Source organism: Aeromonas piscicola, assembly GCF_000820005.1.
GTDB lineage: Bacteria > Pseudomonadota > Gammaproteobacteria > Enterobacterales > Aeromonadaceae > Aeromonas > Aeromonas piscicola.
The window spans coordinates 410-24,718 of record NZ_CDBL01000048.1 but is presented as its reverse complement, the minus strand read 5'-3'; the positions used below and the strand labels follow the sequence as shown (position 1 = coordinate 24,718).

16 protein-coding genes are annotated in these 24,309 nt (G+C 58.4%); 9 read left to right on the top strand and 7 right to left on the bottom strand.

The window, feature by feature from the left end:
• From BN1128_RS10420 to BN1128_RS10410, 3 genes are all read right to left on the bottom strand, one after another.
• Positions 1-1,314, bottom strand: a 1,314-nt coding sequence (locus BN1128_RS10420) for an ABC transporter transmembrane domain-containing protein (protein WP_042868400.1), incomplete at its 3' end; no start/stop codon positions are given.
• Positions 1,311-3,047, bottom strand: a complete 1,737-nt coding sequence (locus BN1128_RS10415; protein ID WP_042868397.1) for an ABC transporter transmembrane domain-containing protein — start codon at positions 3,045-3,047, stop codon at positions 1,311-1,313. The genes BN1128_RS10415 and BN1128_RS10420, both read right to left, overlap by 4 nt.
• Positions 3,048-3,188: 141 nt before the next feature.
• Positions 3,189-5,990: a response regulator gene (locus BN1128_RS10410; protein WP_042868395.1), complete on the bottom strand. Its 2,802-nt coding sequence runs from the start codon at positions 5,988-5,990 to the stop codon at positions 3,189-3,191.
• Between the two features lie 155 nt (positions 5,991-6,145).
• Between BN1128_RS10410 and trxC the strand changes: the two genes are divergently transcribed.
• Positions 6,146-6,586 (top strand): thioredoxin TrxC, encoded by a 441-nt coding sequence (gene trxC, locus BN1128_RS10405; RefSeq protein ID WP_042868393.1) that lies wholly within the window; start codon positions 6,146-6,148, stop codon positions 6,584-6,586.
• 154 nt (positions 6,587-6,740) lie between these two features.
• Complete coding sequence (locus tag BN1128_RS10400; RefSeq protein ID WP_042868391.1) at positions 6,741-8,126, top strand: SLC13 family permease; 1,386 nt, start codon at positions 6,741-6,743, stop codon at positions 8,124-8,126.
• Positions 8,127-8,190: 64 nt separating this feature from the next.
• Here BN1128_RS10400 and BN1128_RS10395 read toward each other — a convergent pair whose 3' ends face one another.
• Positions 8,191-10,668, bottom strand: a complete 2,478-nt coding sequence (locus tag BN1128_RS10395) for a glycogen/starch/alpha-glucan phosphorylase (protein ID WP_042868389.1) — start codon at positions 10,666-10,668, stop codon at positions 8,191-8,193.
• 386 nt (positions 10,669-11,054) lie between these two features.
• The gene (locus tag BN1128_RS10390; RefSeq protein WP_005300391.1) at positions 11,055-11,252 is read right to left on the bottom strand and encodes a DUF4250 domain-containing protein; all 198 of its coding nucleotides are present in this window, start codon (positions 11,250-11,252) and stop codon (positions 11,055-11,057) included.
• 233 nt (positions 11,253-11,485) lie between these two features.
• Between BN1128_RS10390 and BN1128_RS10385 the strand changes: the two genes are divergently transcribed.
• On the top strand, positions 11,486-11,977 hold the full coding sequence (locus tag BN1128_RS10385) for a cell division inhibitor SulA (RefSeq protein ID WP_042868387.1): 492 nt from the start codon (positions 11,486-11,488) through the stop codon (positions 11,975-11,977).
• A gap of 277 nt (positions 11,978-12,254) precedes the next feature.
• On the opposite strand, the gene BN1128_RS10380 is transcribed toward BN1128_RS10385, so the two are convergent.
• The gene (locus BN1128_RS10380; protein ID WP_042868385.1) at positions 12,255-13,778 is read right to left on the bottom strand and encodes a fumarate hydratase; all 1,524 of its coding nucleotides are present in this window, start codon (positions 13,776-13,778) and stop codon (positions 12,255-12,257) included.
• Positions 13,779-14,073: 295 nt separating this feature from the next.
• On the opposite strand from BN1128_RS10380, the gene pabB reads away from it, so the two are divergent.
• From pabB to BN1128_RS10365, 3 genes are all read left to right on the top strand, one after another.
• Positions 14,074-15,360: an aminodeoxychorismate synthase component I gene (gene pabB, locus BN1128_RS10375; protein WP_042868414.1), complete on the top strand. Its 1,287-nt coding sequence runs from the start codon at positions 14,074-14,076 to the stop codon at positions 15,358-15,360.
• Between the two features lie 82 nt (positions 15,361-15,442).
• A complete protein-coding gene (locus BN1128_RS10370; RefSeq protein WP_042868411.1) occupies positions 15,443-16,009 on the top strand; it encodes a CoA pyrophosphatase in 567 nt (188 codons plus the stop codon).
• Positions 16,010-16,224: 215 nt separating this feature from the next.
• The gene (locus BN1128_RS10365) at positions 16,225-17,523 is read left to right on the top strand and encodes a serine/threonine transporter (RefSeq protein WP_042868382.1); all 1,299 of its coding nucleotides are present in this window, start codon (positions 16,225-16,227) and stop codon (positions 17,521-17,523) included.
• Between the two features lie 459 nt (positions 17,524-17,982).
• On the opposite strand, the gene sstT is transcribed toward BN1128_RS10365, so the two are convergent.
• Positions 17,983-19,233, bottom strand: coding sequence for a serine/threonine transporter SstT (sstT, locus tag BN1128_RS10360; RefSeq protein WP_042868379.1), 1,251 nt, complete (start codon positions 19,231-19,233; stop codon positions 17,983-17,985).
• 337 nt (positions 19,234-19,570) lie between these two features.
• Between sstT and BN1128_RS10355 the strand changes: the two genes are divergently transcribed.
• The 3 genes from BN1128_RS10355 to BN1128_RS26210 all read left to right on the top strand — a co-directional run.
• Positions 19,571-21,496 carry a RecQ family ATP-dependent DNA helicase gene (locus BN1128_RS10355; RefSeq protein ID WP_042868377.1) on the top strand — a complete coding sequence of 642 codons (1,926 nt, stop codon included), beginning with the start codon at positions 19,571-19,573 and terminating at the stop codon, positions 21,494-21,496.
• 569 nt (positions 21,497-22,065) lie between these two features.
• Positions 22,066-23,988, top strand: coding sequence for a PrkA family serine protein kinase (locus tag BN1128_RS10350; RefSeq protein ID WP_042868375.1), 1,923 nt, complete (start codon positions 22,066-22,068; stop codon positions 23,986-23,988).
• A 25-nt stretch (positions 23,989-24,013) separates the two neighbouring features.
• A partial coding sequence (locus BN1128_RS26210; RefSeq protein ID WP_042868408.1) for a DUF444 family protein occupies positions 24,014-24,309 on the top strand: 296 nt, incomplete at its 3' end.

Here is a 24,309-nt window from a genome sequence, read left to right as displayed (position 1 = left end):
GATGCCGTCACGGCCGAGCCGCAGGTTTTCCGCCAAAGTCCCAACGAAGATAAAGGGATCCTGCTGTACCAGACCTATGCTGCGGCGCACCGCCGCCAGCGATAGTTGAGCCATGGGATGATCATCGAAGCGGATGGTGCCCTGATCCAGCGGATAAAACCCCATCAGCAGGCTGATGATGGTGGACTTGCCACTGCCGGTGTGACCTACCAGCGCCAGCATCTGGCCAGGGCGAGCGGCAAAGCTCACCTCGCGCAGCACCTGTTGCTGGCCATCGTAGGAGAAGCTCACCTTGTCAAAGCTGACCAGCCCTTGCAGGGACTGGGTCTCGCCATCCGTGCTCTCCCGCGACTCGTCGAGCAGGGCAAATACCCGCTCCCCGGCTACCATGGCCTGCTGCAGCTGGTTGAGCTGGTTGGTCATCTCGATCAGCGGCTCTATCATGCGCCCCAGATAGCTGATGAAGGCATAGAGTACCCCCACCTGGATGGCCCCACCGGCACTCAAGCCCTCGCGGGCAAACAGGGCCAGCAGGCCGATCAACACCATCATGTAGAACAAATCGATAAGGGGGCGCAGCAGTATGCCATTGATCTTGAGGCTCCTGAGGCGCGCCGACCAGTGCTGCTGATTCACCTCGGCAAAAGCGTTGGCAAAGTGGCGCTCCTGCACCATGGCCTGAATGACCGGCATTCCCTGCAGAGACTCATTGAGGCGGCTGTTGATGTCGGAGAGCAAGCTGCGAGTCGCCCGCACCACGGGCACGCTCAATTTCTGGTAGAGCCACATCACAGCCGCCACTGCCGGCAGCAAGCAGGCGCACACCAGCATCAACCGCACATCCAGCAGGGCCATGGAGATAAGGATGCCGCACAGCAGCACCACTTTTTGTACCAGCAGGCCGATCACCTGCACATAGAGGTTCATGATGGCCTCTGTGTCATTGGTGATGCGGGAAATAAGCGAGCCGGAGCGATGTTGGTCAAAGTAGCGGGCCGGCAGCCGGATGGCGGTGGCAAACACTTGCTCGCGCAAGGTCTGCACCACAGCCTGGGCGATGCGGTTGAAACGCAGGGATTGCAGATAGAAACCCGCCGCCGAGAGCACTTGCAGGCCAAGATACCCAGCCGCGATGGCAGCAATGGCGGGCCACACCAGCTGGCGCGGTGCCAGATAGTCATCGATGAACAGCTTGATGAGCAGAGGGCCGGCCACTTCGGCACCGGTCGCCAGCAGCAGGCAGATTCCGGCCTGAACCAGCCAGCGAGGATAACGGGCGCAATAAGCGAGCAGGCGTTTGATCGTTGGATTCACAGGCTCTCCTCCACGTCTTGTTCCAGCCGCTGATAGCGAACCATGTCTGCGTACCAGCCGTTGTGGGCCATCAGGGCGCCATGGCGGCCCCGCTCGCTGATGTGACCCTGCTCCAGTACCAGGATCTCGTCGGCCTGCTCCACCGCCGTCATGCGGTGGCTGACCAGGATAAGCGTCTGTCTATGGGTCTTGAGCGCTTGCAGTATCTGCCGCTCGGTATGAGCATCCACCGCCGACAGGGCATCGTCCAGCACCAGGATAGGTCCCTCCAGCAGCAGGGCGCGGGCAATGGAAAGTCGCTGTTTCTGACCACCAGAGAGGGTCACTCCCTTCTCCCCCACTTCGGTCTCATAGCCCTTGGGGAAGCGGCAGATGTCATCGTGCACGCAGGCGATGCGCGCCACCCGCTCTATCTCCTCCTGGCTGGCATCGGGCCTGCCGAGGGCTATGTTGGCCGCTATGGTGGTGGAGAACAAAAACGGCTCCTGGGGCACATAGGCAAACTGGCCACGCAGCTCGCCAAGGGCCAGCTGCGCTATGGGCACGGCGCCCATGGTGAGCTCACCAGACGTGGGATTGGCAAGGCGCATCAACAGCTTGAGCAGCGAGCTCTTGCCAGCCCCGGTGCGCCCGACGATCCCCAGAATGCCGCCGCTGTGGAGGGTGAAGTCGATACTGCGCAGCAAGGTGCGCTGATCCAGCTGATAGCTCATCCCCTTGGCCTGGAGCGGGAAGGGAGAGACAAACACCGCCGGCTCAGTCGGCTCTTCGATGTCGCTGCGCTCGGCCAGCATGCTCTCGATGCGTGAATAGGCGGCGCTGCCCCGCTCTATGATGTTGAACAGCCAGGCGATGGCAAACATGGGCCAGATGAGCTGGCCCAGATACATGGTGAAACTGGTGAGCTCCCCCAGCGTCAGCTCGTCACGCACCACCAGCACGCTGCCACCGGCAACGGCGAGAAAGTAGGAGCAACCGATACAGAGATAGATGACGGGGTCGAACTTGGCATCGATGCGGGCCACCGCCATGTTGCACGCCCCCGCCTGCCGGGTCAGCTCGGCAAAGCCCTTGTCCTCAAGGGATTCAACCGCATAGGACTTGAGCACCCGCACGCCGGAGAGCGCCTCCTGGGTCTTGTTGTTGAGACGGGAGAAGGCCCCCTGCGCCGCCTTGAACTCCTTGTAGATCTGGGTGCCAAAGCGGTTCATGAAGAACGCCATCACCGGCAGGGGCAGCAGGGAGAGCAGGGTCAGCTGCCAGGAGTACTGGCTGCACATGATGGAGAGCACCAGCACCCCGACTATGATGGAGTCCACCAGGGTCAACACCCCTTCCCCGGCCGTCATCTCCACAGCCTGGATGTCGTTGGTGGCGTGGGCCATCAGATCGCCGGTGCGGTGACGCTGGTAAAAATCGGGGCTCATACGGGTGAAGTGGCTGAACAGGCGATTGCGCAGCACATAGGCCAGCCGGTAAGAGGCGCCAAATAGCATGACCCGCCACACGTAGCGCAGCAGATAGATAAGCAGACCCAGCACAAACAACCCCGCCAGATAGCCCATCAGGGTGTCGTTGTCGAGAGAGCCTTTGGCAATGCCATCCACCACCCAGCCCACCACCTTGGGCGGGATCACGGTCAACAGGGCCACCATCATCAACAAGGAGATGGCGACCAGATAACGCCGCCACTGCTCCTTGAAGAACCAGCCCAGCCTTGAGAATACGCTCACGTAGATATCCTTTGTCGCGATCAGCCAGAGGCTGCCGCCCGTCACGGGGAAATGCAATGCAATCGCCCCCAGAAGGGGGCGATACGAGAGGGCCATGATAGCCTGAAGTAGTTGGCTTGAGAATAATTGCTATTTATCCCGTCACAATAAGCGATCGTCTCGCTGTGCAAAGGGAGTGTATAGCGTTTCCTGCTGTTCACCGGTCAACAAGAAGTGGGACACCTCCTCCCGGGTCTGGCTGAACACACGCTGCAATTGCTCCAGATCAGGCTCGGTCAGCTCCTCCTGCTGACGTAGCCGCCACTCCAGATCACCCGCCATGATCTGCAGGCGGGAGGCCGAAATATTGGCCGACACCCCCTTCAGGGTATGCAACAATCGGCAGGCGATGTCGGGCTGCTGGCGGCGCAGGGCGGAGCGGATCTCCCACAGGTCATCCTTGTGCTCGGACATGAACAGCTTGAACAGGATCTGCAGTGCTTCCTTGTCCTGCTCCAGCCGTTTGAGGGCATCCTCCAGATCCAGCACCCCCATCAGATCCGGCGGCTTCACCTCCAGTGGTACACGGCATTCGCCGCTGGCACTCTTCACCCACTGCAACAGGTTGTTGTACAGATCCAGCTTGCTGACCGGTTTGGTGACATAGCCGTTCATGCCGACCCCGAGACAACGCTCCCGATCACCGGGCATGGCGCTGGCGGTGAGCGCTATGATGGGGACGTCGTGCTTGTCCACCATCTTGCGGATCTGGCGGGTCGCATCCAGGCCGTCGAGCACCGGCATCTGCAAGTCCATCAGGATCACGTCGAACGGCTGCTCGGAGACCCGCTCGACCGCCTCACGGCCGTTGCCGACCACGGTCACCTCGGCATCCACCCGGCGCAGGTATTCGATGATGAGCTGCTGATTCACCCGGTTGTCCTCCGCCAGCAAGACCCGGACGCCTTGCAACAATTCACGGAAGTGTTGCTGATCCCCCTGGGCTTCGGCATGACGGATCTGCTGATCGTGGGAGCTGCCATTGAGCAGCTCATCCACCTTGGCCAGCAGGGCATTCTCTGTCATGGGTTTGGGCAGGAAGTGGGTCAACCCCATGCTCTCCATGCGCCCGTGCAGTCCCTCCTTGGCCCAGGCGCTGGTCATCAGGATGGGCAAGCGCCGCCACTGGCTGTGCTGGTACATCTCGAGGGCCAGATCCAGGCCATCCTCTTGCCCCATACGCCAGTCCAGAATGGCCAGCCGTATGCTCTGGCCCTCCTCGCGCAGCACCTGACGAGCCCGGGAGAGACTGTTGACAGCCACCACCCGGACACCGGCACGGCCGAGAATGTCCTTGGCCAGATCCAGCACAAGTTCATTGTCATCCATCACCAGAATGAGCGGTTGATGCTCGAAGAAGACCCGACGACCGGACACCCCATAGACGGCCTTGGTCATGGGGATCTCGAACTGGAACACAGAGCCGGTACCCGGTTTGCTCTGCACAGTGATCCGCCCTCCCATCAGCTCGACCAGACGCTGGGAGATGTTGAGGCCAAGGCCGGATCCCCCGTATTTGCGGGTGTTGCCCGCCTCCAGCTGAGTGAAGGGCTGGAACAGCTGGGCCTGCTTCTCTTCAGCGATGCCTATCCCGGTATCCCGTACGCTGAAGCGTACCCGCATGGGATGCTGGTTGACCAGGGTGATGGCCACTTCGACCTCTCCCCGCTCGGTAAACTTGATGGCGTTGTTGACCAGATTGACCAGCACCTGACCGAGTCGCAACGGATCGCCGCGCAGGAAATCGGGCACGGCCGGTGACTTGTTAATGATGACCTCGACCTGTTTGCGCTCGGCCAGATCGGCAAACATGCCGGCGAGCGAATCTATCTGCTCGCTGAGATCAAAGTCGATCTCTTCCAGAGTCAGTTTGCCGGACTCGACCTTGGTCAAGTCCAGAATGTCGTTGATAAGCAGCAACAAGGTATCTGACGAAGACTTGATCTTGCTGAGGTAATCCCGCTGCTGCTGATCCAGCTCGGTCTGCAGCGCCAGCGAACTGAAGCCTATGATGGCGTTCATGGGAGTGCGGATCTCGTGGCTCATGTTGGCCAGAAAATCGCTTTTCGCCTGGGCCAGCAAGCCGGTCTGACGCGACAGCTCGCTCAGCTTCTGATTGCGACGCCACAGGGTGACGGCCACCAGCGTGAAACAGAGCATGGCGCCCCCCAGAACGATCAGATAGAAACGGCTCTTGAGGGAGGAAGCCTGATCCATCTTGCTCTGCTTCCAGACCGACAAACCATCGAGCTCATGCATGTCGATGACCTGATTGCGCAGCACATGGTAGTCCACCACCTGGTGGCTGACGTCTTCGCTCAACTGGGCGAGACCCGCCACCTCGGGGTGTGACGGATAGGCCGTCTTGAGCCGTTGTTGCAGCTTTTGCAATTGCATCTGTTCGCCCTTGTCCCAGCTGCGCTTGAGGTAGTGGCTGAGTTGCGCCAACTCGGTCAGATCGATAGCCAAGGGATCATCGGCCGGCAGGGTCGCCAGCAAGGCATTGAGCTGCTTTTGAAACGGCTGCTCTATGTACTCGATGGCCATCTCCATGGAGTAGAGTTTGGCCAAGTCCAGCAGGTAGCTGTCGATGTCGTGCAGCAAGGATTGGGAGTGAGGATTCTCGGCGGCGTCGGGGTCATTGCGCACCTGGCGCACGAAGCTGTCGAGGTTGCTCGACAGCTGGTTGAGACGCTGCTGCACATTGCCATCATTGGCCTTCTCTCGTCCCAGCAGATAGACGGTATCCGTGTTGACCCGGTTGAGGATCAACTCCGCTGCCACGCTGAGTTCGGAGGCCTTTTGCTGCTGACTGAGCAATTGCCAGCAATAACCGGAGAATGCCAGCAGCGATACGATGATCAGGCTCAGGACAACACGATTGACCCGTGTCACATTATTCATCCCGTCTCGATTCTCATGTCATGGCCGTGTATCCGCCGACAGAATGCCGAAACCGGATCACTGGCTGTGAAAGATAACTGACTGCTATGTTACCGTTACTCGGCCCTGCCAGTGCAATAAAGATGTTGCAGGGCTTATGCATACAGGAATCAATTATGTCATTTATCACTACCTATTGTAGTCATTGCTTCACCAGGAACCGCCTGCCTGACGAAAAATTGGATTCAAACGCGAAGTGTGGCCGCTGCAAGGCACCGCTGTTTGGCATCACGCCCGTCACGGGTCGCGAGCAACAGTTCGATACCCTGATCCAATCCGACCTTCCGGTCGTGGTCGACTTCTGGGCCAGCTGGTGCGGACCATGCATACAATTTTCACCAATTTTTCAACAAGTTGCCAGTGAGCTTGAACCAAATATTCGCTTTGTCAAAGTCGATACCGAGCAGCAGCAAGCCATCGCGACCCGCTACGCCATCCGCAGCATCCCCACCCTGATGGTGTTCAAGCAGGGCAAGATGGTGGCGCAGCGCAGCGGCTCCCTGCCCAAGAGCCTGTTCAAGGAGTGGCTGGCCTCCTTCATTTCCCCCGTCAAATGATATTCAAATGTTTAATTTGTGTTTATTTAATGTTTTAATTTACCTTGACTCTGTGAGTCCCGGCATGCTTTGACGACTTCCCCCTGTTTCAAACAGGGGGATAAATGTAATCTCGGCAACACAACAACAACCATAAATTAACCGAGAGAACACTATGCACACATCTGCTGTACCCTCCGCCCCTCCATCTCGCTGGCTTGACATCAAATCCGGGATCGTCATCCTGGATGTCCTGCTACTTTGCGCCATGCTGGCCTGGCTACCGTTTGACCCCATGGTCAACAAAGGGCTTGGTATTTTGGTCTTCATCGCCATTCTCTGGCTGACCGAAGCCCTGCACGTGACCATCACGGCCCTGCTGGTGCCCCTGCTAGCGACCGTGCTCGGGGTGTTTGACATGAGCAAGTCCCTCACCGACTTTGCCAACCCCATCCTGTTCCTGTTCTTCGGGGGGTTCGCCCTCGCAGCCGCCCTCTCCAAACAGGGGCTGGACACCCTGATGGCGGGCAAGGTGATGCACCTGGCCAACGGCCACTTGGGCTGGGGCGTCATACTCTTGTTTACCATTACTGCCGCCATGTCCATGTGGATCAGCAACACGGCCACTACCGCCATGATGCTGCCACTGGCTATCGGCATGCTGACACGGCTCGACAGCAAGAAAGATCGCGCTACTTTCGTGTTCGTGCTGTTGGGTATTGCCTACAGCGCCAGTATCGGCGGCATAGGCACCCTGGTCGGCAGCCCGCCCAACGCCATCGCAGCCGCCCAGATGGGGATCGGCTTCACCGACTGGATGAAATTCGGCATCCCTGTGGTGTTGATCCTGATGCCCTGTGGCATTGCCCTCCTCTATCTGGTCACCCGCCCGCAGCTCAACCACAGGGTCGAGATCCAGGATGTCACCATCAACTGGACTCGTGAACGCAAGGTCACGCTGGCCATCTTCCTGACCACAGTGGTGCTCTGGATCGGCTCGCAGCCCATCTCCAACGCCTTCGGCGGCATACCTCAACTCGATACACTGATCGCCATGGGTGCCATCATCGCCATCGTGGTCAGCCGCGTCGCCAGCTGGGATGACGTCAACCAGAACACCGACTGGGGCGTGCTGATGTTGTTTGGCGGCGGCCTGACCCTGAGCGCCATCCTCAAGGCCACCGGTACCAGTGCCTTCCTGGCCAGCCACCTCTCGGCCGTGCTCTCCCATGCCGACATCTTCATCGTGTTGCTGATGCTGGCGGCCTTCGTGGTATTCCTGACCGAACTGGTCTCCAATACCGCCACCGCAGCCCTGCTGATCCCGCTGTTTGCCGGGGTGGCCGAGGCACTTGGCGTCTCCCCCATCGTCATGGCGGTGCTGATCGCCATCGGTGCCTCCTGCGCCTTCATGCTGCCGGTGGCCACCCCACCCAACGCCATCGTCTTCGCCAGCGGCCATATCCGCCAAAAAGAGATGATGAAAGCCGGGATGGCATTGAACGTCGTGTTCACCGTGCTGCTGGCAGGGCTTGCCTACTTTGTCGGAGACATTCTCTGATCCGCTGACTCGACCCCAGCAAAAAGCCCTCGCAATGCGAGGGCTTTTTCATATCAAGAGGTTATCAACCTTGTACGTTGCAGCTCTTCAGATTCCAGATCCGATCCACGTAATCCTGAATGGAGCGATCCGAGTTGAACTTGCCCATGGTGGCCGAGTTGATGATGGCCTTCTTGGCCCAGAGCGCCGGATCCCGATACCAGGTATCGATCAGCTTGTGCGCTTCGGAGTAGGAGGCAAAATCGGCCAGGGTCAGGTAGGGATCACCCCCTTCCAGCAAGGAGCGCTTGATGGAGGAGAGTTCGCCCGGACGACCCGGCGTGAAGTAGTCGGTATCGAACCAGTCCAGCACAGCCTTGAGCTCGGAGTTGGCATAGTAGAAGTCATACGGGTTGTAGCCGCGTCCTTTCAATGCCTTTACCTCGTCCACGTTCAGACCAAAGATGGCGCAGTTTTCGGCACCCGCCTCTTCCGCGATCTCGATGTTGGCACCATCCAGCGTCCCTATGGTGATGGCACCGTTCAATGCCATCTTCATGTTGCCGGTACCGGAGGCCTCATACCCGGCGGTGGAGATCTGCTCGGAGACATCGGCGGCCGGGATCAGCTTCTCAGCCAGGCTGACGCGGTAGTTCGGCATGAACACCACCTTCAGCTTGCCCTGAATGCGAGCATCGTTGTTGACCCGATCCGCCAGCTTGTTGATGGCGTAGATGATGTCTTTGGCCAGCTTGTAACCGGGCGCCGCCTTGGAGCCGAAGATGAACACGCGCGGGTGCATGTCATAGTCGGGGTTCGCCAGCAGGCGACGGTAGAGCGCCATGATGTGGATGAGGTTCAGCTGTTGGCGTTTGTACTCGTGCAGACGCTTGATCTGGACGTCAAAGATCGCCTCGGCGCTCACATCGATGCCGGTTTCGGCCTTGATGACCTTGACCAGCTTCTCCTTGTTATGACGCTTGATGGTCATGAACTGCTGCTGGAACGCCTTGTCGTCGGCAAACTTGGTGACGGCGCGCAGCTTGTCGAGCTGCAACGGCCACTCCTTGCCCACCACTTCGTTGTACAGCTCGGCCAACTCGGGGTTGCAGGCCAGCAGCCAGCGACGGGGGGTCACGCCGTTGGTCACATTGCACATTTTCTCTGGCCACAGCTCGGCATACTCGGGGAAGAGATCTTCCTTCACCAGTTTGGAGTGGATCTCGGCCACACCGTTCACTTTGGACGAGCCGATCACGCACAGGTTGCCCATGCGCACCTTGCGCACGTCCCCTTCTTCGATGATGGAGAGCTTGGCCTTGATGGCGTCGTTGCCCGGCCACTTTGGCTCGACTAGTTCGCTCAGGAAGCGGGCGTTGATCTCGTAAATCACTTCCAGGTGGCGAGGCAGCACTTTCTCGAACAGGCTGACGGACCATTTCTCCAGCGCTTCCGGCAGCAGGGTGTGGTTGGTATAGGAGAAGACCCGATAGCAGATGGTCCAGGCGGCATCCCAGTTCAAGTCTTCCTCGTCCACCAGCACCCGCATCAGCTCGGGGATGGCCACGGTCGGGTGGGTATCGTTGAGCTGAATGGCGATCTGGGCGGCAAAGTTGCTGAAATCCGAACCATGCACCCGCTTGTAGCGACGCATGATGTCCTTGATGGAACAGGCACAGAAGAAGTACTGCTGGATCAGACGCAGCTCTTTACCAGCATCTGTCTCATCGTTCGGGTAGAGCACCTTGGAGATGGTTTCGGCCTGGGCTTTCTCGGCCTGGGAGTCGATGTAGCCACCGGCATTGAACACGTCCCAGTCAAAAAACTCGGAGGCGCGGGATTCCCACAGACGCAGTATGTTGACGGTATGGCCGCCAAAACCTACCACAGGGATATCCCAAGGCACCCCTTTGATCTTGCGCCCGGCGTGCCATACCTTCTTCAAGCCGCCCTTGTCACCAAACACGGTTTCCACATAGCCGTAGAGCGGGATCTCTTGCACGGATTCTGGACGGCAGATCTCCCAGGGGTTGCCATATTCGCGCCAGGAGTCCGGACGCTCTATCTGACGACCATCCTGGATCTCCTGACGGAACAAGCCGTGCTCGTAATGGATGCCGTAGCCGACAGCCGGGTAATTCAGGGTCGCCAGCGAATCGATGAAACAGGCGGCCAGGCGGCCAAGGCCACCGTTGCCGAGCGCCATGTCCGGCTCTTGTTCACACAGGTCGGTCAGTTCCAGACCGAGTTCACCCAACGCCTCTTCACACACTTTGTACAAGGAAAGGTTGTGCAGGTTGTTGGAGGTCAAACGCCCCATCAGGAATTCAGCAGAGAGATAGTGAATCGCACGAGTATCTTTCTTGAAATGAGTCTGCTGAGTGCGGGTCAGGCGCTCGTACACCTGTTCGTTGACGGCGGCTGCGGTCGCTTTCCACCACGCTTCTGGCGAGGCTTTCTGTTCGCTTGTACCCAAGGTAGAACGCAGGTGACGCACGATACTCGCCTTGAGCTGATCTTTATCCAGTTGGAGATCCTGGTCTGTCTTCTTCTTGGTAGCCATAAACCATTTCCTTCGTTACAGAATAATAAAATTGTTATCCCATCAGGGACCGGTGCTGTTGTTATCTCAGAATATGTTCCGGCGTGGGCATACTAGCTAAAGCCGATGGTTGAAAAGTTAACGCAAGTCACACTTTAACGTATAAAAATGACAGTTCAAGCTTGAAAACCCTTTCCTGAAACTTATTAAGCAAGAACACTCATTTCATTTAAAATCAGCAACTTAACAAAACAATGCAAATATAAATCCGTGAATAGGTTTTCAATCATTGCCAAGTACTGAAAATCCATGAAAATAACTGAAAATACAGCGCACATTGAAATCGTTTTCAATGTGCGCTGTTCATGGGACCAGACTGACGATGCCCTGTGATGGCTATATCCCCTTTAACCATGCGCCTTGAACTGATTGCTCATGGGGTCGTAGTGATAGCCTATCTGCAATAAACGGGTCGCGAGCTGATCCTCCGTCATGTCGTAATAGGCCAATAACTCCTCCAGACCATCGCACTCCAGCCGCAGCTTCTCATTGATGATCCCGAGCAGGATATTGGCATCCAGTCGTTGCAAGGTGCTGACGTCCATCCTTATCTCTCCTCTTCACAAACCGACTGTATAACCATGGGCGCCTGCTCCCGCTTTGTCCATAGCCTAAAAAACACCCACACCTGGCGACAAGTAAATATCCATTAAAATCAATTGCATGGATATAAACCCTGCCGATTAGATCACATTTTTGACCATAAATGGCTTGTCACTGGTGTGAGTTACAACTACTGTATGTGCATACAGCATGGTTATTCATACAGGACAAACATATGAGCCAGCCCATGAGTCATCCCCCTTTCACCGCCTCTGTCAGCATGAGCAATCCCTGGCCCACCCGGCATCAGGGCAAGGTGGAAGATGAACGTCTCACCGCATCTGCCAGCCAGGAACCGCCGCTGCTCGACGAGCTGGTGAGACTGAGCCACGGCGACACGGGCTGGATCCTGCTGATTGCCCCGCCGGGCCTGCCGGTGGCCAAACAGCTGCAGGCGCAGGGGATCAATCCTGATCGGGTGCTGGTGGTACACAGCCCCAAGATCAAGAACTGGCAGCGCATGCTGGAGCAGAGTCTGGGCAATGGTCACTGCGCGGCCGTCCTGACCTGGCTGCCTGAGCAGGTCTCGCTGGATCGCGCCAAGCTGAGCAAGCTGGGGCAACGCTTCGGGGTGCTGACTCGCTTCTTCGAACCGGCAGGGACCGCCCTCCCCGCTCACAACGGCGCGCTGGCCTATGGCGGACAGGATATCTATCTCAACCATTGATACCGGGCCGATCGAGCGAGAGGATGACACAGTGCAAAGGCTGAGTCGTAGGAACAGTCGTAGGCACAGACCTGGTCACCAACAGAGATGACAGGACGAAAATGCCCCCAGTGAGCAACGGCGATCTTGCCCATGAACCGGTCGCCAATCCGGCCTGACACTCATAGAAAAAGGCGACCCTGGGGTCGCCTTTTTGCGCTGTGCCTATGTTGCACTCGATCTGCGAGTTGCCCGCTTCACCTTATGGCCGTGAAGCGGCTACCGGCAAGTTGGCGACTCAGGAGAGCTTGCCATCGAGCTCGGCAATCTTGGCCGACCAGTAGGCCGGGCCTGTCTCGTGTATGTTGTTGCCCTGAGAGTCCACCGCCACTGTCACCGGCATGTCTTCCACCTCGAATTCATAGATGGCTTCCATGCCCAGATCGGCAAAGGCCACCACGCGCGCCTTCTTGATCGCCTTGGCCACCAGATAGGCGGCGCCACCGACGGCCATCAGATAGACGGCCTGGTGCTGCTTGATGCTCTCGACCGTCTTGGGGCCACGCTCGGATTTGCCGATCATGCCGATGAGGCCGGTTTCACCCAGCATCATGTCGGTGAACTTGTCCATCCGGGTGGAGGTAGTGGGACCGGCAGGGCCGACCACTTCGTCACGCACCGCATCGACCGGGCCGACGTAATAGATGAAGCGGTTGGTGAAATCGACCCCTTCCGGCAGGCCTTCCCCCTTCTTGAGCATGTCGGCGATGCGCTTGTGGGCGGCGTCGCGACCGGTGAGGATCTTGCCGGAGAGCAGTACAGTATCGCCGCTCTTCCAGCTGGCAAGCTCGGCCTTGGTGATGCCGTCGACATTGACGCGACGCACGTTGGCCCCCGCTTCGCGGGTGATCTCTGGCCAATCGGCCAGTTTTGGCGGGGTCAACTCGGCCGGGCCCGAGCCATCCAGTTCGAAGTGGACGTGACGGGTGGCGGCACAGTTGGGGATCATCACCACCGGCTTGGAGGCGGCATGGGTCGGGGCGCTCTTGACCTTCACGTCCAGCACGGTAGTGAGACCGCCCAGGCCCTGAGCGCCAATCCCGAGCTTGTTGACCTTGTCATAGAGCTCGACCCGCAGCTTCTCTTCGGTGGTCTCGGGACCACGAGCGATCAGCTCCTGAATGTCGATATGCTCCATCAGGGCTTCCTTGGCCAGCACGGCCGCCTTCTCGGCGGTGCCGCCGATGCCGATCCCCAGCATGCCGGGCGGGCACCAGCCGGCGCCCATGGTCGGCACGGTTTTCAGCACCCACTCGACCACGTCATCGGAGGGGTTGAGCATCACCATCTTGGATTTGTTCTCGGAGCCGCCGCCCTTGGCCGCTATGCTCACTTCCACCTTGTTGCCGGGGATCATGTCGATGTGCACGACAGCAGGGGCGTTATCCTTGGTGTTCTTGCGGCTGCCGGCCGGGTCGGCCAGTACCGAGGCGCGCAGCGGGTTGTCCGGATTGGTGTAAGCACGGCGGGTGCCCTCGTCCACCATCTCCTGCACCGTCATGTCGCTGTCCCACTGCACCTGCATGCCGATCTTGACGAAACAGGTGACGATACCTGTATCCTGACACAGGGGGCGATGGCCTTCGGCGGACATGCGGGAGTTGATCAGGATCTGGGCCAGGGCATCCTTGGCGGCCGGGTTGATCTCGCGGTCATAGGCAGCCTTGGCGGCATGGACGAAATCGAGGGGGTGATAGTAGGAGATGTACTGCAGGGCGTCGGCGACGGAATCGATAAAATCCTGTTTTTTAATGATGCTCATATCATCCTCACTGGTCCTTGTCTTCGCCGTGACGGCAAAGCAAGGGCTTCCATATGAGCCGTGCTTCGGTGTGGTGGTGCCAGGCGAGGTGCCTGCCGATCCGATAGACAACGGCGTGTTTTTTCTAAAAATTCCGGCGCCTATGATACGCTTGCCCCCCCGTACCGGCTAGGGAGCAGGGTGCAAACTGTTGCCTGTGTAACAAAAAATGAAACCAACTCTTCATATCCACCATTTTGATCACCAGACGGCGCTGCATGCGCTGTTTGCCCGCCTGCATCATCAGCCCTGGGCCATGTTGCTGGAGTCGGCCGGCCCTCAAGGGGCGGACAACCGTTTTGACATCATCACAGCCGACCCGCTGGCGACCCTGCAGACCGAGGGGCCCTTGACCTGGATAGCCCAGGGTGAACAGCGCCAGTCGTTTGATGCAGATCCCCTGATCCTGCTGGCACAACGGCAACGCGAACTGCTGGGTGCAATAGCGCCACACAGCGACACGCTGCCTTTTATTGGCGGCGCCCTCGGGCTGTTTGGCTATGATCTGGGCCGCCGCTTCGAACGGCTGCCGGTGCAGGCTGAACGGGATGTGTCCGTGCCAGACATGGCGGTGGGCATTTACGACTGGGCGCTGCTGCGAGATGTGGCGAGTGGCGCCTGGCAGCTGGTGCACTGGGGTGATGAAGTCGGCCTTAATCGCCGGCTACAGTGGCTGGCGGCGCAGCACGAGATGCCAGTGCCGCCATTTGCCCTGCAGGGGGAGTGGCGCAGCAACATGAGCCGCGCCGAATATGGCGAGAAATTTGCGCGGGTACAGGCTTACCTGAGTGCCGGTGACTGTTACCAGATCAACCTGACCCAGCGTTTCAGCGCCGCCTATCGCGGTGATGAATGGCAGGCTTATCAGGCATTGTCCCGTGCCAACCGTGCCCCCTTCTCAGCCTTTATCCGGCTACCCCAGAGTGCCATCCTGAGCCTCTCCCCCGAGCGGTTCCTGTTGCTCGATGATCGCCATATCGAAACCAAGCCCATCAAGGGCACCCGTCCACGGCTTGCCGATCCAGAGCAAGATCAGGCCAGCGCCCTTGAACTGGCTGGCGCCGACAAGGACAGATCGGAAAATCTGATGATTGTGGATCTGCTGCGCAACGATATCGGCAGGGTGAGTCGGCCAGGTTCAGTCCACGTGCCCAGTCTGTTCGCGGTGGAGTCATTCCCGGCGGTGCACCATCTGGTCTCCACCATCCACGGCGAGCTGGGCAGCCGCTGGCAGGCGGTGGATCTGTTGCGCGCCTGTTTCCCGGGCGGTTCCATCACGGGCGCCCCCAAGATCAGGGCCATGGAGATCATTGAGGAGCTGGAGCCTCAGCGACGCAACGCCTACTGCGGCAGCATCGGCTACCTGAGCCAGCATGGCCGGATGGATACCAGCATCTGCATCCGTACCCTGATAGCGGCGGATGGCCAGCTGCACTGCTGGGCCGGTGGCGGCATCATCGCCGACTCCGAGGTGGACAGCGAATATCAGGAGACCTATGACAAGGTGGCCCGCATACTGCCGCTGCTGGATGCGCTGCGCTGAGCGCCTGACAAATGGACAGAAAGATCGCCACGCGAGAGACTCAAGAGCAGAGCCAAGAGAAGAGTTGAGAGACATAGCCGAGATGGACCGCACCGAACTGCTGACCCGCTTCTTGCTGCAACGCCCCGCCCCTGCCCATCGACTGACGGTGGCAGGGCTCAAGCCTGCCGCCGTCTTGCTGCCGCTGGTCGAGCGGGCCGACGGCCTGCAACTGCTGCTGACCCGTCGCAGCCCCCATCTGCGCCATCATGCGGGCCAGATAAGCTTCCCCGGTGGCAGGCAGGATCCCGACGACCGGGATCTGATCCACACCGCGCTGCGGGAAACCCAGGAAGAGCTAGGCATCGCGCCCGCCCAGATCGAGATCATAGGCACCCTCAGCCCCCTCAATACCGTCTCCCAATACGAGGTACTGCCGGTGCTGGGACTGGTGGCCGCCGATTATCAGCTCACCCTGAGCCAGGATGAGGTGGCGCAGGCCTTCGAAGTGCCGCTCAATCACCTGCTGGATCCGCACCACCATATCGCCCTGACCATTCCCAGAGCCGATCACCGCCACACCATCTACTGGATACCCTGGCAGGACCACTTTATCTGGGGGGCGACCGCCAGCATGATCCGCCAACTGTCTCGCCAGATTTCTATATAACATTTTGCCAACAGATTGCTGTGCAACATTTGCTCGTTAACACTAAAATAACGAAGCGCTTTATAAAAAATAATTGATTAATTCTTCCTTCGATCACATTTCCGCAAAAGAGTGCGGGTCTGGCCCTCATTAAGATGAATTTGATCAACATTTTTGATTAAAAAAACCGTATCCTTGCGCCGACTGATTAAAACCACACATTCGGGGTGAGACACATGACTAATACTGTCACCGGCGCACAGGACGTTGCGACCTCACAGGAGCAAGGAACCCGCTCCATCCAATCTCGTGGTTGGACCAAACAAGACAGCAGCTGGGTGATCAGCCTGTTCGGCACCGCCGTCGGCGCGGGCATACTGTTCCTGCCCATCAACGCCGGCATGGGTGGCTTCTGGCCACTGGTGGTGATGGCGCTGCTGGTCGGCCCCATGACCTACCTGGCCCACCGCGGCCTGGCTCGGTTTGTACTCTCCTCCAGCAAGCCCAATGCCGACATCACGGAAGTAGTGGAAGAGCACTTCGGAGTGGGTGCCGGAAAATTAATCACCCTGCTCTACTTCTTTGCCATCTATCCCATAGTGCTGATCTACGGTGTCGGTATCACCAACACGGTCGAAAGCTTCATGGTCAATCAGTTGCAGATGACGGCGCCACCGCGCTGGATCCTCTCCATCGTGCTGATCATGGGCATGATGTCGGTGATGCTGGCCGGCGAAAAGCTGATGCTGAAGGTCACCGAGTTCCTGGTCTACCCACTCATCGCCATCCTGGTGGGGATCTCCTTCTACCTGATCCCGGACTGGACCGGCGCCGCCCTCTCCCAGGTGCCCTCTGCCAAAGACTTCGCCACCACCCTGTGGCTGACCATCCCGGTACTGGTGTTCTCCTTCAACCACAGCCCGGCCATCTCCAGCTTCTCCCTGGCCCAGCGCCGTGATCATGGCGAGCATGCGGTCGAAAAATCCGACGCCATTCTCAAGCGCACCGCCACCATATTGCTGGGCTTCGTGATGTTCTTTGTCTTCTCCTGCGTCATGAGCCTGACCCCGGCCCAGCTGGCAGAAGCCAAGTCCCAGAACATAGCCGTGCTCTCCTACCTGGCGAACCAGCATGCCAGCCCCATCATCTCCTACTTCGGCCCGCTGGTTGCGTTTGTGGCCATCGTCTCCTCCTTCTTCGGTCACTACCTGGGTGCCCGTGAAGGTCTGAAAGGGATGATAGTGCAGAACATGCGCAAGTCAGGCAAAGAGCCGAACCACAAGAAGGTCGAGATCTTCATCATCGCCTTCTTCATCCTGACCCTGTGGGGCACGGCGGTGGCCAACCCCTCCATCCTCGGCATGATTGAATCTCTGGGCGGCCCCATCATAGCCACCATCCTCTTTATCATGCCGATGTACGCCATCAAGCGCGTGCCGGCCATGGCGAAATACCAGGGCCACATCAGCAATGCGTTCGTCGCCCTGATGGGCACGATCGCCATCTCAGCCATCCTCTACCAGATGGTTGGCTAATCGCCAGGAAGTGACGACAAGGCTGATGCCTGCCGCAAATACCCGCCCATGATGGCGGGCATTTTTTATGGCGTCCCCCAGCCCAAGTCAGTGACATGACCATGGCCATCAGTTTGAGCACCCTATCCCCGGCTGGCATGTTGTTCGCAGCCTCAGGGCCGAACTCGGCAAGGCAGGCGGATGGCATGACTCTCATCACCCCCATGGTTTTCCTCAGATAAACCTCGCGCCGCCCGTATGGCTCACGTCCATGAGTCTCTTGCCATGTCGCGGCCACACGCTTGCAAATCGCTGATATGACCGACCGCACTGGCCTGACATTGTGGCCTTGCAGATAGACAAGCCGCTACCAGGGCGGGGCTTCCTTGCATGCATCTCCCCTGTATTCGGCCGTAGCAAACCGGCATAAAAAACGCCCTCCGAAGAGGGCGTTGTGCACGGTGCTATGAAAGCTGGCTATCAAGCTTCGCGGCTTGGCAGCGGCGAGGTATCCAGCAGTGCTTCATCCTCGGCCATGCAGGCCGCAGCGGTAAACAGCACGTCGGTGGAACTGTTAAGCGCTGTCTCGGCAGAATCCTGCAGCACGCCGATGATAAAGCCGACGGCCACCACCTGCATGGCGATGTCGTTGCCGATACCAAACAGGCTGCACGCCAGCGGGATCAGCAGCAAGGAGCCGCCGGCCACGCCGGAGGCGCCGCAAGCACTGATGGTGGCAACCACGGAGAGCAGCACGGCGGTGGCCAGATCCACTTCCATCCCCAGGGTGTGTACCGCCGCCATGGAAAGCACGGTGATGGTGATGGCGGCGCCGGCCATGTTGATGGTGGCACCCAGCGGGATGGAGACCGCATAGGTATCTTCCGGCAGACGCAGTTTTTCACACAGCGTCATGTTGACCGGAATGTTGGCGGCGGAGCTGCGGGTGAAGAAGGCGGTCACGCCGCTCTCTTTCAGGCAGGTCAGCACCAACGGATAAGGGTTGCGTCGGATCTTCCAGAACACGATGAGCGGATTGACCACGAAGGCGATGAACAGCATGCAGCCGATCAGCACCACCAGCAGCTGGGCATAGCCAAACAGCGCATCGAAGCCGGTCTCGGCCAGGGTGGACGCGACCAGCCCCAAAATACCGAGCGGCGCGCAGCGGATCACCGCCTTGACGATGGTGGAGACGCCGTGGGAGAGATCAGTGATCAACGCCTTGGTGCTGTCATTGGCGTGGCGCATGGCGATGCCAAGACCGATGGCCCAGGCCAGGATACCGATATAGTTCGCATCCATCAGCGCCTTGACCGGGTTGGTCACCACGTTGAACAGCAGGGTCTGCAGCACCTCGGTGATGCCGCCCGGTGGGGTGATCTCGGCGCTGCTTGCCACCAGATGCAGGTTGGAGGGGAACAGGAAGCTGGCCACGACGGCAACCGCCGCAGCCAGGAAAGTGCCCAGCAAATAGAGCAGCAGGATCGGCTTCATGTTGCTCTTCTGACCCTGCTTGTGGCCGATGATCGCTGCCATGACCAGTACAAAGACCAGCAGTGGAGCAACCGCCTTCAAGGCACCGACGAACAGGCTGCCAAGCAGACCCGCCGTTTTGGCCCATTCCGGCATGAACATGGCAAGCAGGATACCGAGTACCAGACCGACCAGGATCTGGCTAACCAGACTGGTGCTGTTGACCAGTCGCATGAGGGGGTGTTGTTGTGTCATCAAATAGTCCCTGAGCACCTAAGTGCGTGAATCATTAGTCCTGTTGGCAACCGCTACGCCAGGCGACACCCATGTCACAGGCTGGCGTCATCTGCCCCGGCAAGCCTTCTATTGAGCCTGTCCGGAAACACACGGGATTGCGGACAAGGAATATCCCATCTGCAATCGCTTTTTTCCACATAATCACTGAAAAATATCCGGTTAACCTCACAAAAAACCTATAACAATGCGATAACACAATATCAACGGCGCCCAATTGGATGCCGTTTTCCCCCGGATAGCCGTCCAGACACTTCCCGGCGGTGGTATCATGCCGGTTTTGCATTGGAGCCCTGCCATGATCTCGTCCCTGTTGACCCGCCACTTCGGCTTCGACCAGTTAAGACCCGGTCAGGAGGCGGTGATCAGCCGGTTGCTGGCAGGCCAGAGCGCCGCCGCCATCTTCCCCACCGGCTCCGGCAAGTCTCTCTGTTACCAGCTGCCCGCCCTTGCCCTGCCCCACTTGACCCTGGTGATCTCCCCGCTGATCGCCCTGATGCACGACCAGCTCGCCTTTTTGCACAGCAAGGGGATCGCTGCCGCGACCCTGGATTCGAGCCAGACGCCGGAGGAGAGCCGCCGCGTGATGCAGCAGGTCAGTGACGGTCAGCTCAAGATCCTGATGATCTCGGTGGAGCGGCTCAAGAACGAGCGCTTTCGCCGCTTCATCCAGCAAGTGCCGCTGTCGATGCTGGTGGTGGATGAGGCGCACTGCATCTCGGAGTGGGGTCACAACTTTCGACCCGACTACCTCAAGCTGCCGGCTTACCGTCGCGAGCTGAAGATCCCCCAGGTGTTGCTGCTGACCGCAACCGCCACTCCGGCGGTCATGGCCGACATGCAGGCCAAGTTCGATATCGAAGATGAGGGGCTGATCGTCACCGGTTTCTATCGTGGCAACCTGGATCTGGCCGTGGTGCCGCTGCCCGCCGAGGCGCGCGATGGATGGTTGCAAGCAGAAGTGCGACGGGAGCACAGCGCCCCCACCATCGTCTATGTCACCTTGCAGCACACGGCGCAACAGTGCGCCGAGCTGCTGCAACGGGCGGGGATCAGGGCGCGTGCCTATCATGCCGGGCTCGACTCGGCCCTGCGCAGCCAGATCCAGCATGGCTTCATGGCAGGCAAGGTGGATTGCATCGTGGCCACCATCGCCTTTGGCATGGGGATCGACAAGGCCGATATTCGCCGGGTCATTCACTACGATCTGCCCAAATCCATCGAGAACTACAGCCAGGAGATCGGCCGTGCCGGGCGGGATGGGCTCCCTTCCCGCTGCATAGTGCTGGCCAATCGCGCCCAGCTCCCCGTGCTGGAGAATTTCGTTTACGGAGATACGCCCGATCGCACCGCCATAGTGGCGCTGCTCGAGATCCTGCAGCAAAGTGGCAGCGAGTGGGAGTTTGGTCTGCTGCGCCTCTCCAACGACACCAATATCCGCCAGTTGCCGCTCAAGACACTGCTGGTCTATCTGGAGATGGCAGGCATCATAATGCCAGCCTACAGCTACTTCGCCGAATATCGCTTCAAGTTCGTGCTGGACAAGGCCGAGATCCTGACCCGTTTCAATCCCGACCGACGCCAGTTTCTGGAGCAGCTGTTTGCCTGCGCCCCGCAGGCGCGCAGCTGGTGCACCATGGACTTCGATGCCCTCTGGCAGGGTTATCAGGGGGAGCGGCAGCGAGCGGCGGCGGCACTGGATTATCTGCAACAGCAGGGCTGGATAGAACTGGAAAGCAAGCAGATGACAGATGTCTATCGGATCCTGCGCCAAGGGGTGGACATCGATGTTCTGGCCGATCAGCTATATGCCCTGTTCGAGAAAAAGGAGTTGAGTGAACTGGCCCGGTTGCAGGCCTTACTGGCTTTCTTTACATCGACTCGCTGCCTGAGCCATGAACTGGCCCGCTACTTTGCCGATGAGCAGGCACCAAGCCAGTGTGGCCACTGCTCAGTCTGCCGTGGCGAGGTCGCCATACTGCCGCCATTGCCAACCCTCACCCTGCCTAACGAAAACGGGTTGCGTGCCTGGTGCGATCCCCTGATAGCCTTGTGCCACACCAGCCATCCTCGCATTCTGACCCGTTTTCTGTGCGGCATTGCCACGCCACTGACCACCCGGGTCAAGGCAAAAAGCCTGGCCGGCTTTGGCCAGCTGGCCATGCATCCGTTTGCTGACGTGCTGGCAGCCATATCACGGATCTACCCTGCCCATAACGACTGATCATCTCCGTGCACGTTCGCACAGCGCTGAAAAAATAAGACCCTCGCTTTTGCGAGGGTCAAGCCAACGGAAACGTGCTTAAACAGAGCTTTGTATCAGCAGCCAACCACTCTCTTGCTAAAGCGCTGACTGCCTGACACAGGGCCAATCTAGAGCAGCCACAATGTAGCGTCAATGTAAAAATTAGAGCTAAAACACCAAACATAATACATTACGCTAACGTAAGCGTAATGTATTTTCCTCTTGCCATTCCCCCTCCCCTTGCCCCGTCTAGGCTGCAGCCAGATGACCCGAGAAATTCGATCTTCTTTCCATTTTCTGGCAAACATTTATTTTTTATGTCTTTGACATTTACCTCACTATCGTGGCAAAAATAATTTAACAGTCAGTAACATAGGTATGTCACTGATTGCGTATTCCCGCATCAGGATCGGGAAGTACCCTTGCAAATTTAAACCAATAGATGGTGATGGATTACTGGGGGCTGTTGACTAGGCTTAATGAGGTAAACAGAACAAAAGTAGTGATCCACTCTTTTCAGGGTAAGCGACTATAACGAGGGCAAAGTTATGGGCATCTTCGAGCATTATCAACAGCGATACGAGAAAGCGAGGGAAGAGGAGTACAGCATCCAGGAGTTTCTGGATATGTGTAAGCAGGACAAAGCCTGCTACGCCTCCGCTGCCGAGCGCTTGCTGGTCGCCATCGGCGAGCCGGAAATGATCGACACCTCGGTCAATCCCAGACTCAGTCGCCTTTTTTCCAACCGCGTCGTTGCACGCTATCCCGCCTTCAAAGATTTCTACGGCATGGAAGAGGCCATCGAACAGATCGTCTCCTACCTCAAGCACTCGGCTCAAGGGCTGGAAGAGAAGAAGCAGATCCTCTATCTGCTGGGGCCGGTTGGCGGCGGCAAATCCTCTCTGGCTGAAAAACTCAAGTCTCTGATGCAGAAAGTGCCTGTCTATCGCATCAAGGGCTCACCGGTCAACGATCACCCCTTCTGTCTGTTCGACATCGAAGAGGATGGCGAGCTGCTGGAAAAAGAGTACGGCATCCCGCGCCGCTACCTGCGCCCCATCATGTCGCCCTGGGTGGCCAAGCGACTGCACGAGTTCGGTGGCGACATCTCCAAATTCAAGGTAGAGAAGGTCAACCCCTCCATCCTCGATCAGATTGCCATAGCCAAGACAGAACCGGGCGATGACAACAACCAGGATATCTCCTCTCTGGTCGGCAAGGTCGACATCCGCATGCTGGAGCATTTTGCCCAGGATGATGCCGATGCCTACTCCTACTCGGGGGCACTGTGCAAGGCGAACCAGGGGATAATGGAGTTCGTGGAGATGTTCAAGGCGCCGATCAAGGTGCTGCACCCGCTGCTGACCGCGACCCAGGAGGGAAACTACAACGGCACAGAGGGGCTTTCCGCCCTCCCCTTCGACGGCATTCTGCTAGCTCACTCCAACGAATCCGAGTGGCAGCAGTTCCGCAACAACAAGAACAACGAGGCCTTCCTCGACCGTGTCTACATCGTCAAGGTGCCCTACTGCCTGCGTGTCTCGGAAGAGGTGAAGATCTACGAAAAACTGCTGATCAACAGTGAGCTGACCGACGCTAAGTGTGCGCCTGGCACTCTGGAGCTGCTGGGTCAGTTCTCCGTCCTCTCGCGACTGAAAGAGCCGGAAAACTCCAGCCTCTACTCCAAGATGCGGGTCTACGATGGCGAGAGCCTGAAAGACACGGATCCCAAGGCGAAGAGCTACCAGGAGTACCGTGACTACGCCGGTGTGGACGAGGGCATGAATGGCCTGTCGACCCGCTTCGCGTTCAAGATCCTCTCCCGCGTCTTCAACTTCGACCACGCGGAAGTAGCGGCCAACCCGGTGCATCTCTTCTACGTGCTGGAGCAGCAGATAGAACGCGAGCAGTTCCCGCAGGAGCTGCATGATCGCTACCTCGAGTTCATCAAGGGCTATCTGACACCACGCTATGTGGAGTTCATCGGCAAGGAGATCCAGACCGCCTATCTCGAATCCTATTCGGAGTACGGCCAGAACATCTTCGATCGCTACGTCACCTACGCCGACTTCTGGATCCAGGATCAGGAGTACCGTGACCCGGAAACCGGTCAGCTGTTTGACAGGGCATCGCTCAACAGCGAACTGGAAAAGATTGAAAAACCGGCCGGGATCAGCAATCCGAAGGATTTTCGCAACGAAATCGTCAACTTCGTGCTGCGGGCCCGAGCCAACAATGCAGGCCGTAACCCCAACTGGACCAGTTACGAGAAGCTGCGCACCGTAATCGAGAAGAAGATGTTCTCCAACACGGAAGAGCTGCTGCCGGTTATCTCCTTCAACAGCAAAACCTCGGCCGAGGAGCAGAAGAAGCACGATAACTTTGTCGAACGGATGATGGAGAAAGGTTACACCCGCAAACAGGTGCGACTGCTCTCCGAATGGTATCTCAGGGTACGCAAGTCATCCTGACCCTGCCGTGGTTCAAGGGGGAGTTATGGCGCATTTTATCGACCGCAGGCTCAACGGCAAAAACAAAAGCGCTGTCAATCGGCAGCGCTTCATCCGCCGCTACAAGAAGCAGATCAAACAAGCGGTCTCGGATGCTGTCTCCAAGCGCAGCATTCAGGACGTAGACAAGGGCGAGAGCATCAGCATCCCGACCAAGGATATCGGCGAACCCCATTTCCATCAGGGGCAAGGCGGTAAACGGGAGATGGTGCATCCCGGAAATGATCAATTCGTCTCCGGCGACAAAATTGACCGCCCCAAGGGGGGGGGGGCAGGTCAGGG

Bases quoted from the DNA above. Each gene is read 5' to 3' on its own strand.
- BN1128_RS10410 (WP_042868395.1), bottom strand. From the start codon at position 5,990: ATGAATAATGTGACACGGGTCAATCGTGTTGTCCTGAGCCTGATCATC.
- trxC (WP_042868393.1), top strand. From the start codon at position 6,146: ATGTCATTTATCACTACCTATTGTAGTCATTGCTTCACCAGGAACCGC.
- BN1128_RS10400 (WP_042868391.1), top strand. From the start codon at position 6,741: ATGCACACATCTGCTGTACCCTCCGCCCCTCCATCTCGCTGGCTTGAC.
- BN1128_RS10395 (WP_042868389.1), bottom strand. From the start codon at position 10,668: ATGGCTACCAAGAAGAAGACAGACCAGGATCTCCAACTGGATAAAGAT.
- BN1128_RS10390 (WP_005300391.1), bottom strand. From the start codon at position 11,252: ATGGACGTCAGCACCTTGCAACGACTGGATGCCAATATCCTGCTCGGG.
- BN1128_RS10385 (WP_042868387.1), top strand. From the start codon at position 11,486: ATGAGCCAGCCCATGAGTCATCCCCCTTTCACCGCCTCTGTCAGCATG.
- BN1128_RS10380 (WP_042868385.1), bottom strand. From the start codon at position 13,778: ATGAGCATCATTAAAAAACAGGATTTTATCGATTCCGTCGCCGACGCC.
- pabB (WP_042868414.1), top strand. From the start codon at position 14,074: ATGTTGCTGGAGTCGGCCGGCCCTCAAGGGGCGGACAACCGTTTTGAC.
- BN1128_RS10370 (WP_042868411.1), top strand. From the start codon at position 15,443: ATGGACCGCACCGAACTGCTGACCCGCTTCTTGCTGCAACGCCCCGCC.
- BN1128_RS10365 (WP_042868382.1), top strand. From the start codon at position 16,225: ATGACTAATACTGTCACCGGCGCACAGGACGTTGCGACCTCACAGGAG.
- sstT (WP_042868379.1), bottom strand. From the start codon at position 19,233: ATGACACAACAACACCCCCTCATGCGACTGGTCAACAGCACCAGTCTG.
- BN1128_RS10355 (WP_042868377.1), top strand. From the start codon at position 19,571: ATGATCTCGTCCCTGTTGACCCGCCACTTCGGCTTCGACCAGTTAAGA.
- BN1128_RS10350 (WP_042868375.1), top strand. From the start codon at position 22,066: ATGGGCATCTTCGAGCATTATCAACAGCGATACGAGAAAGCGAGGGAA.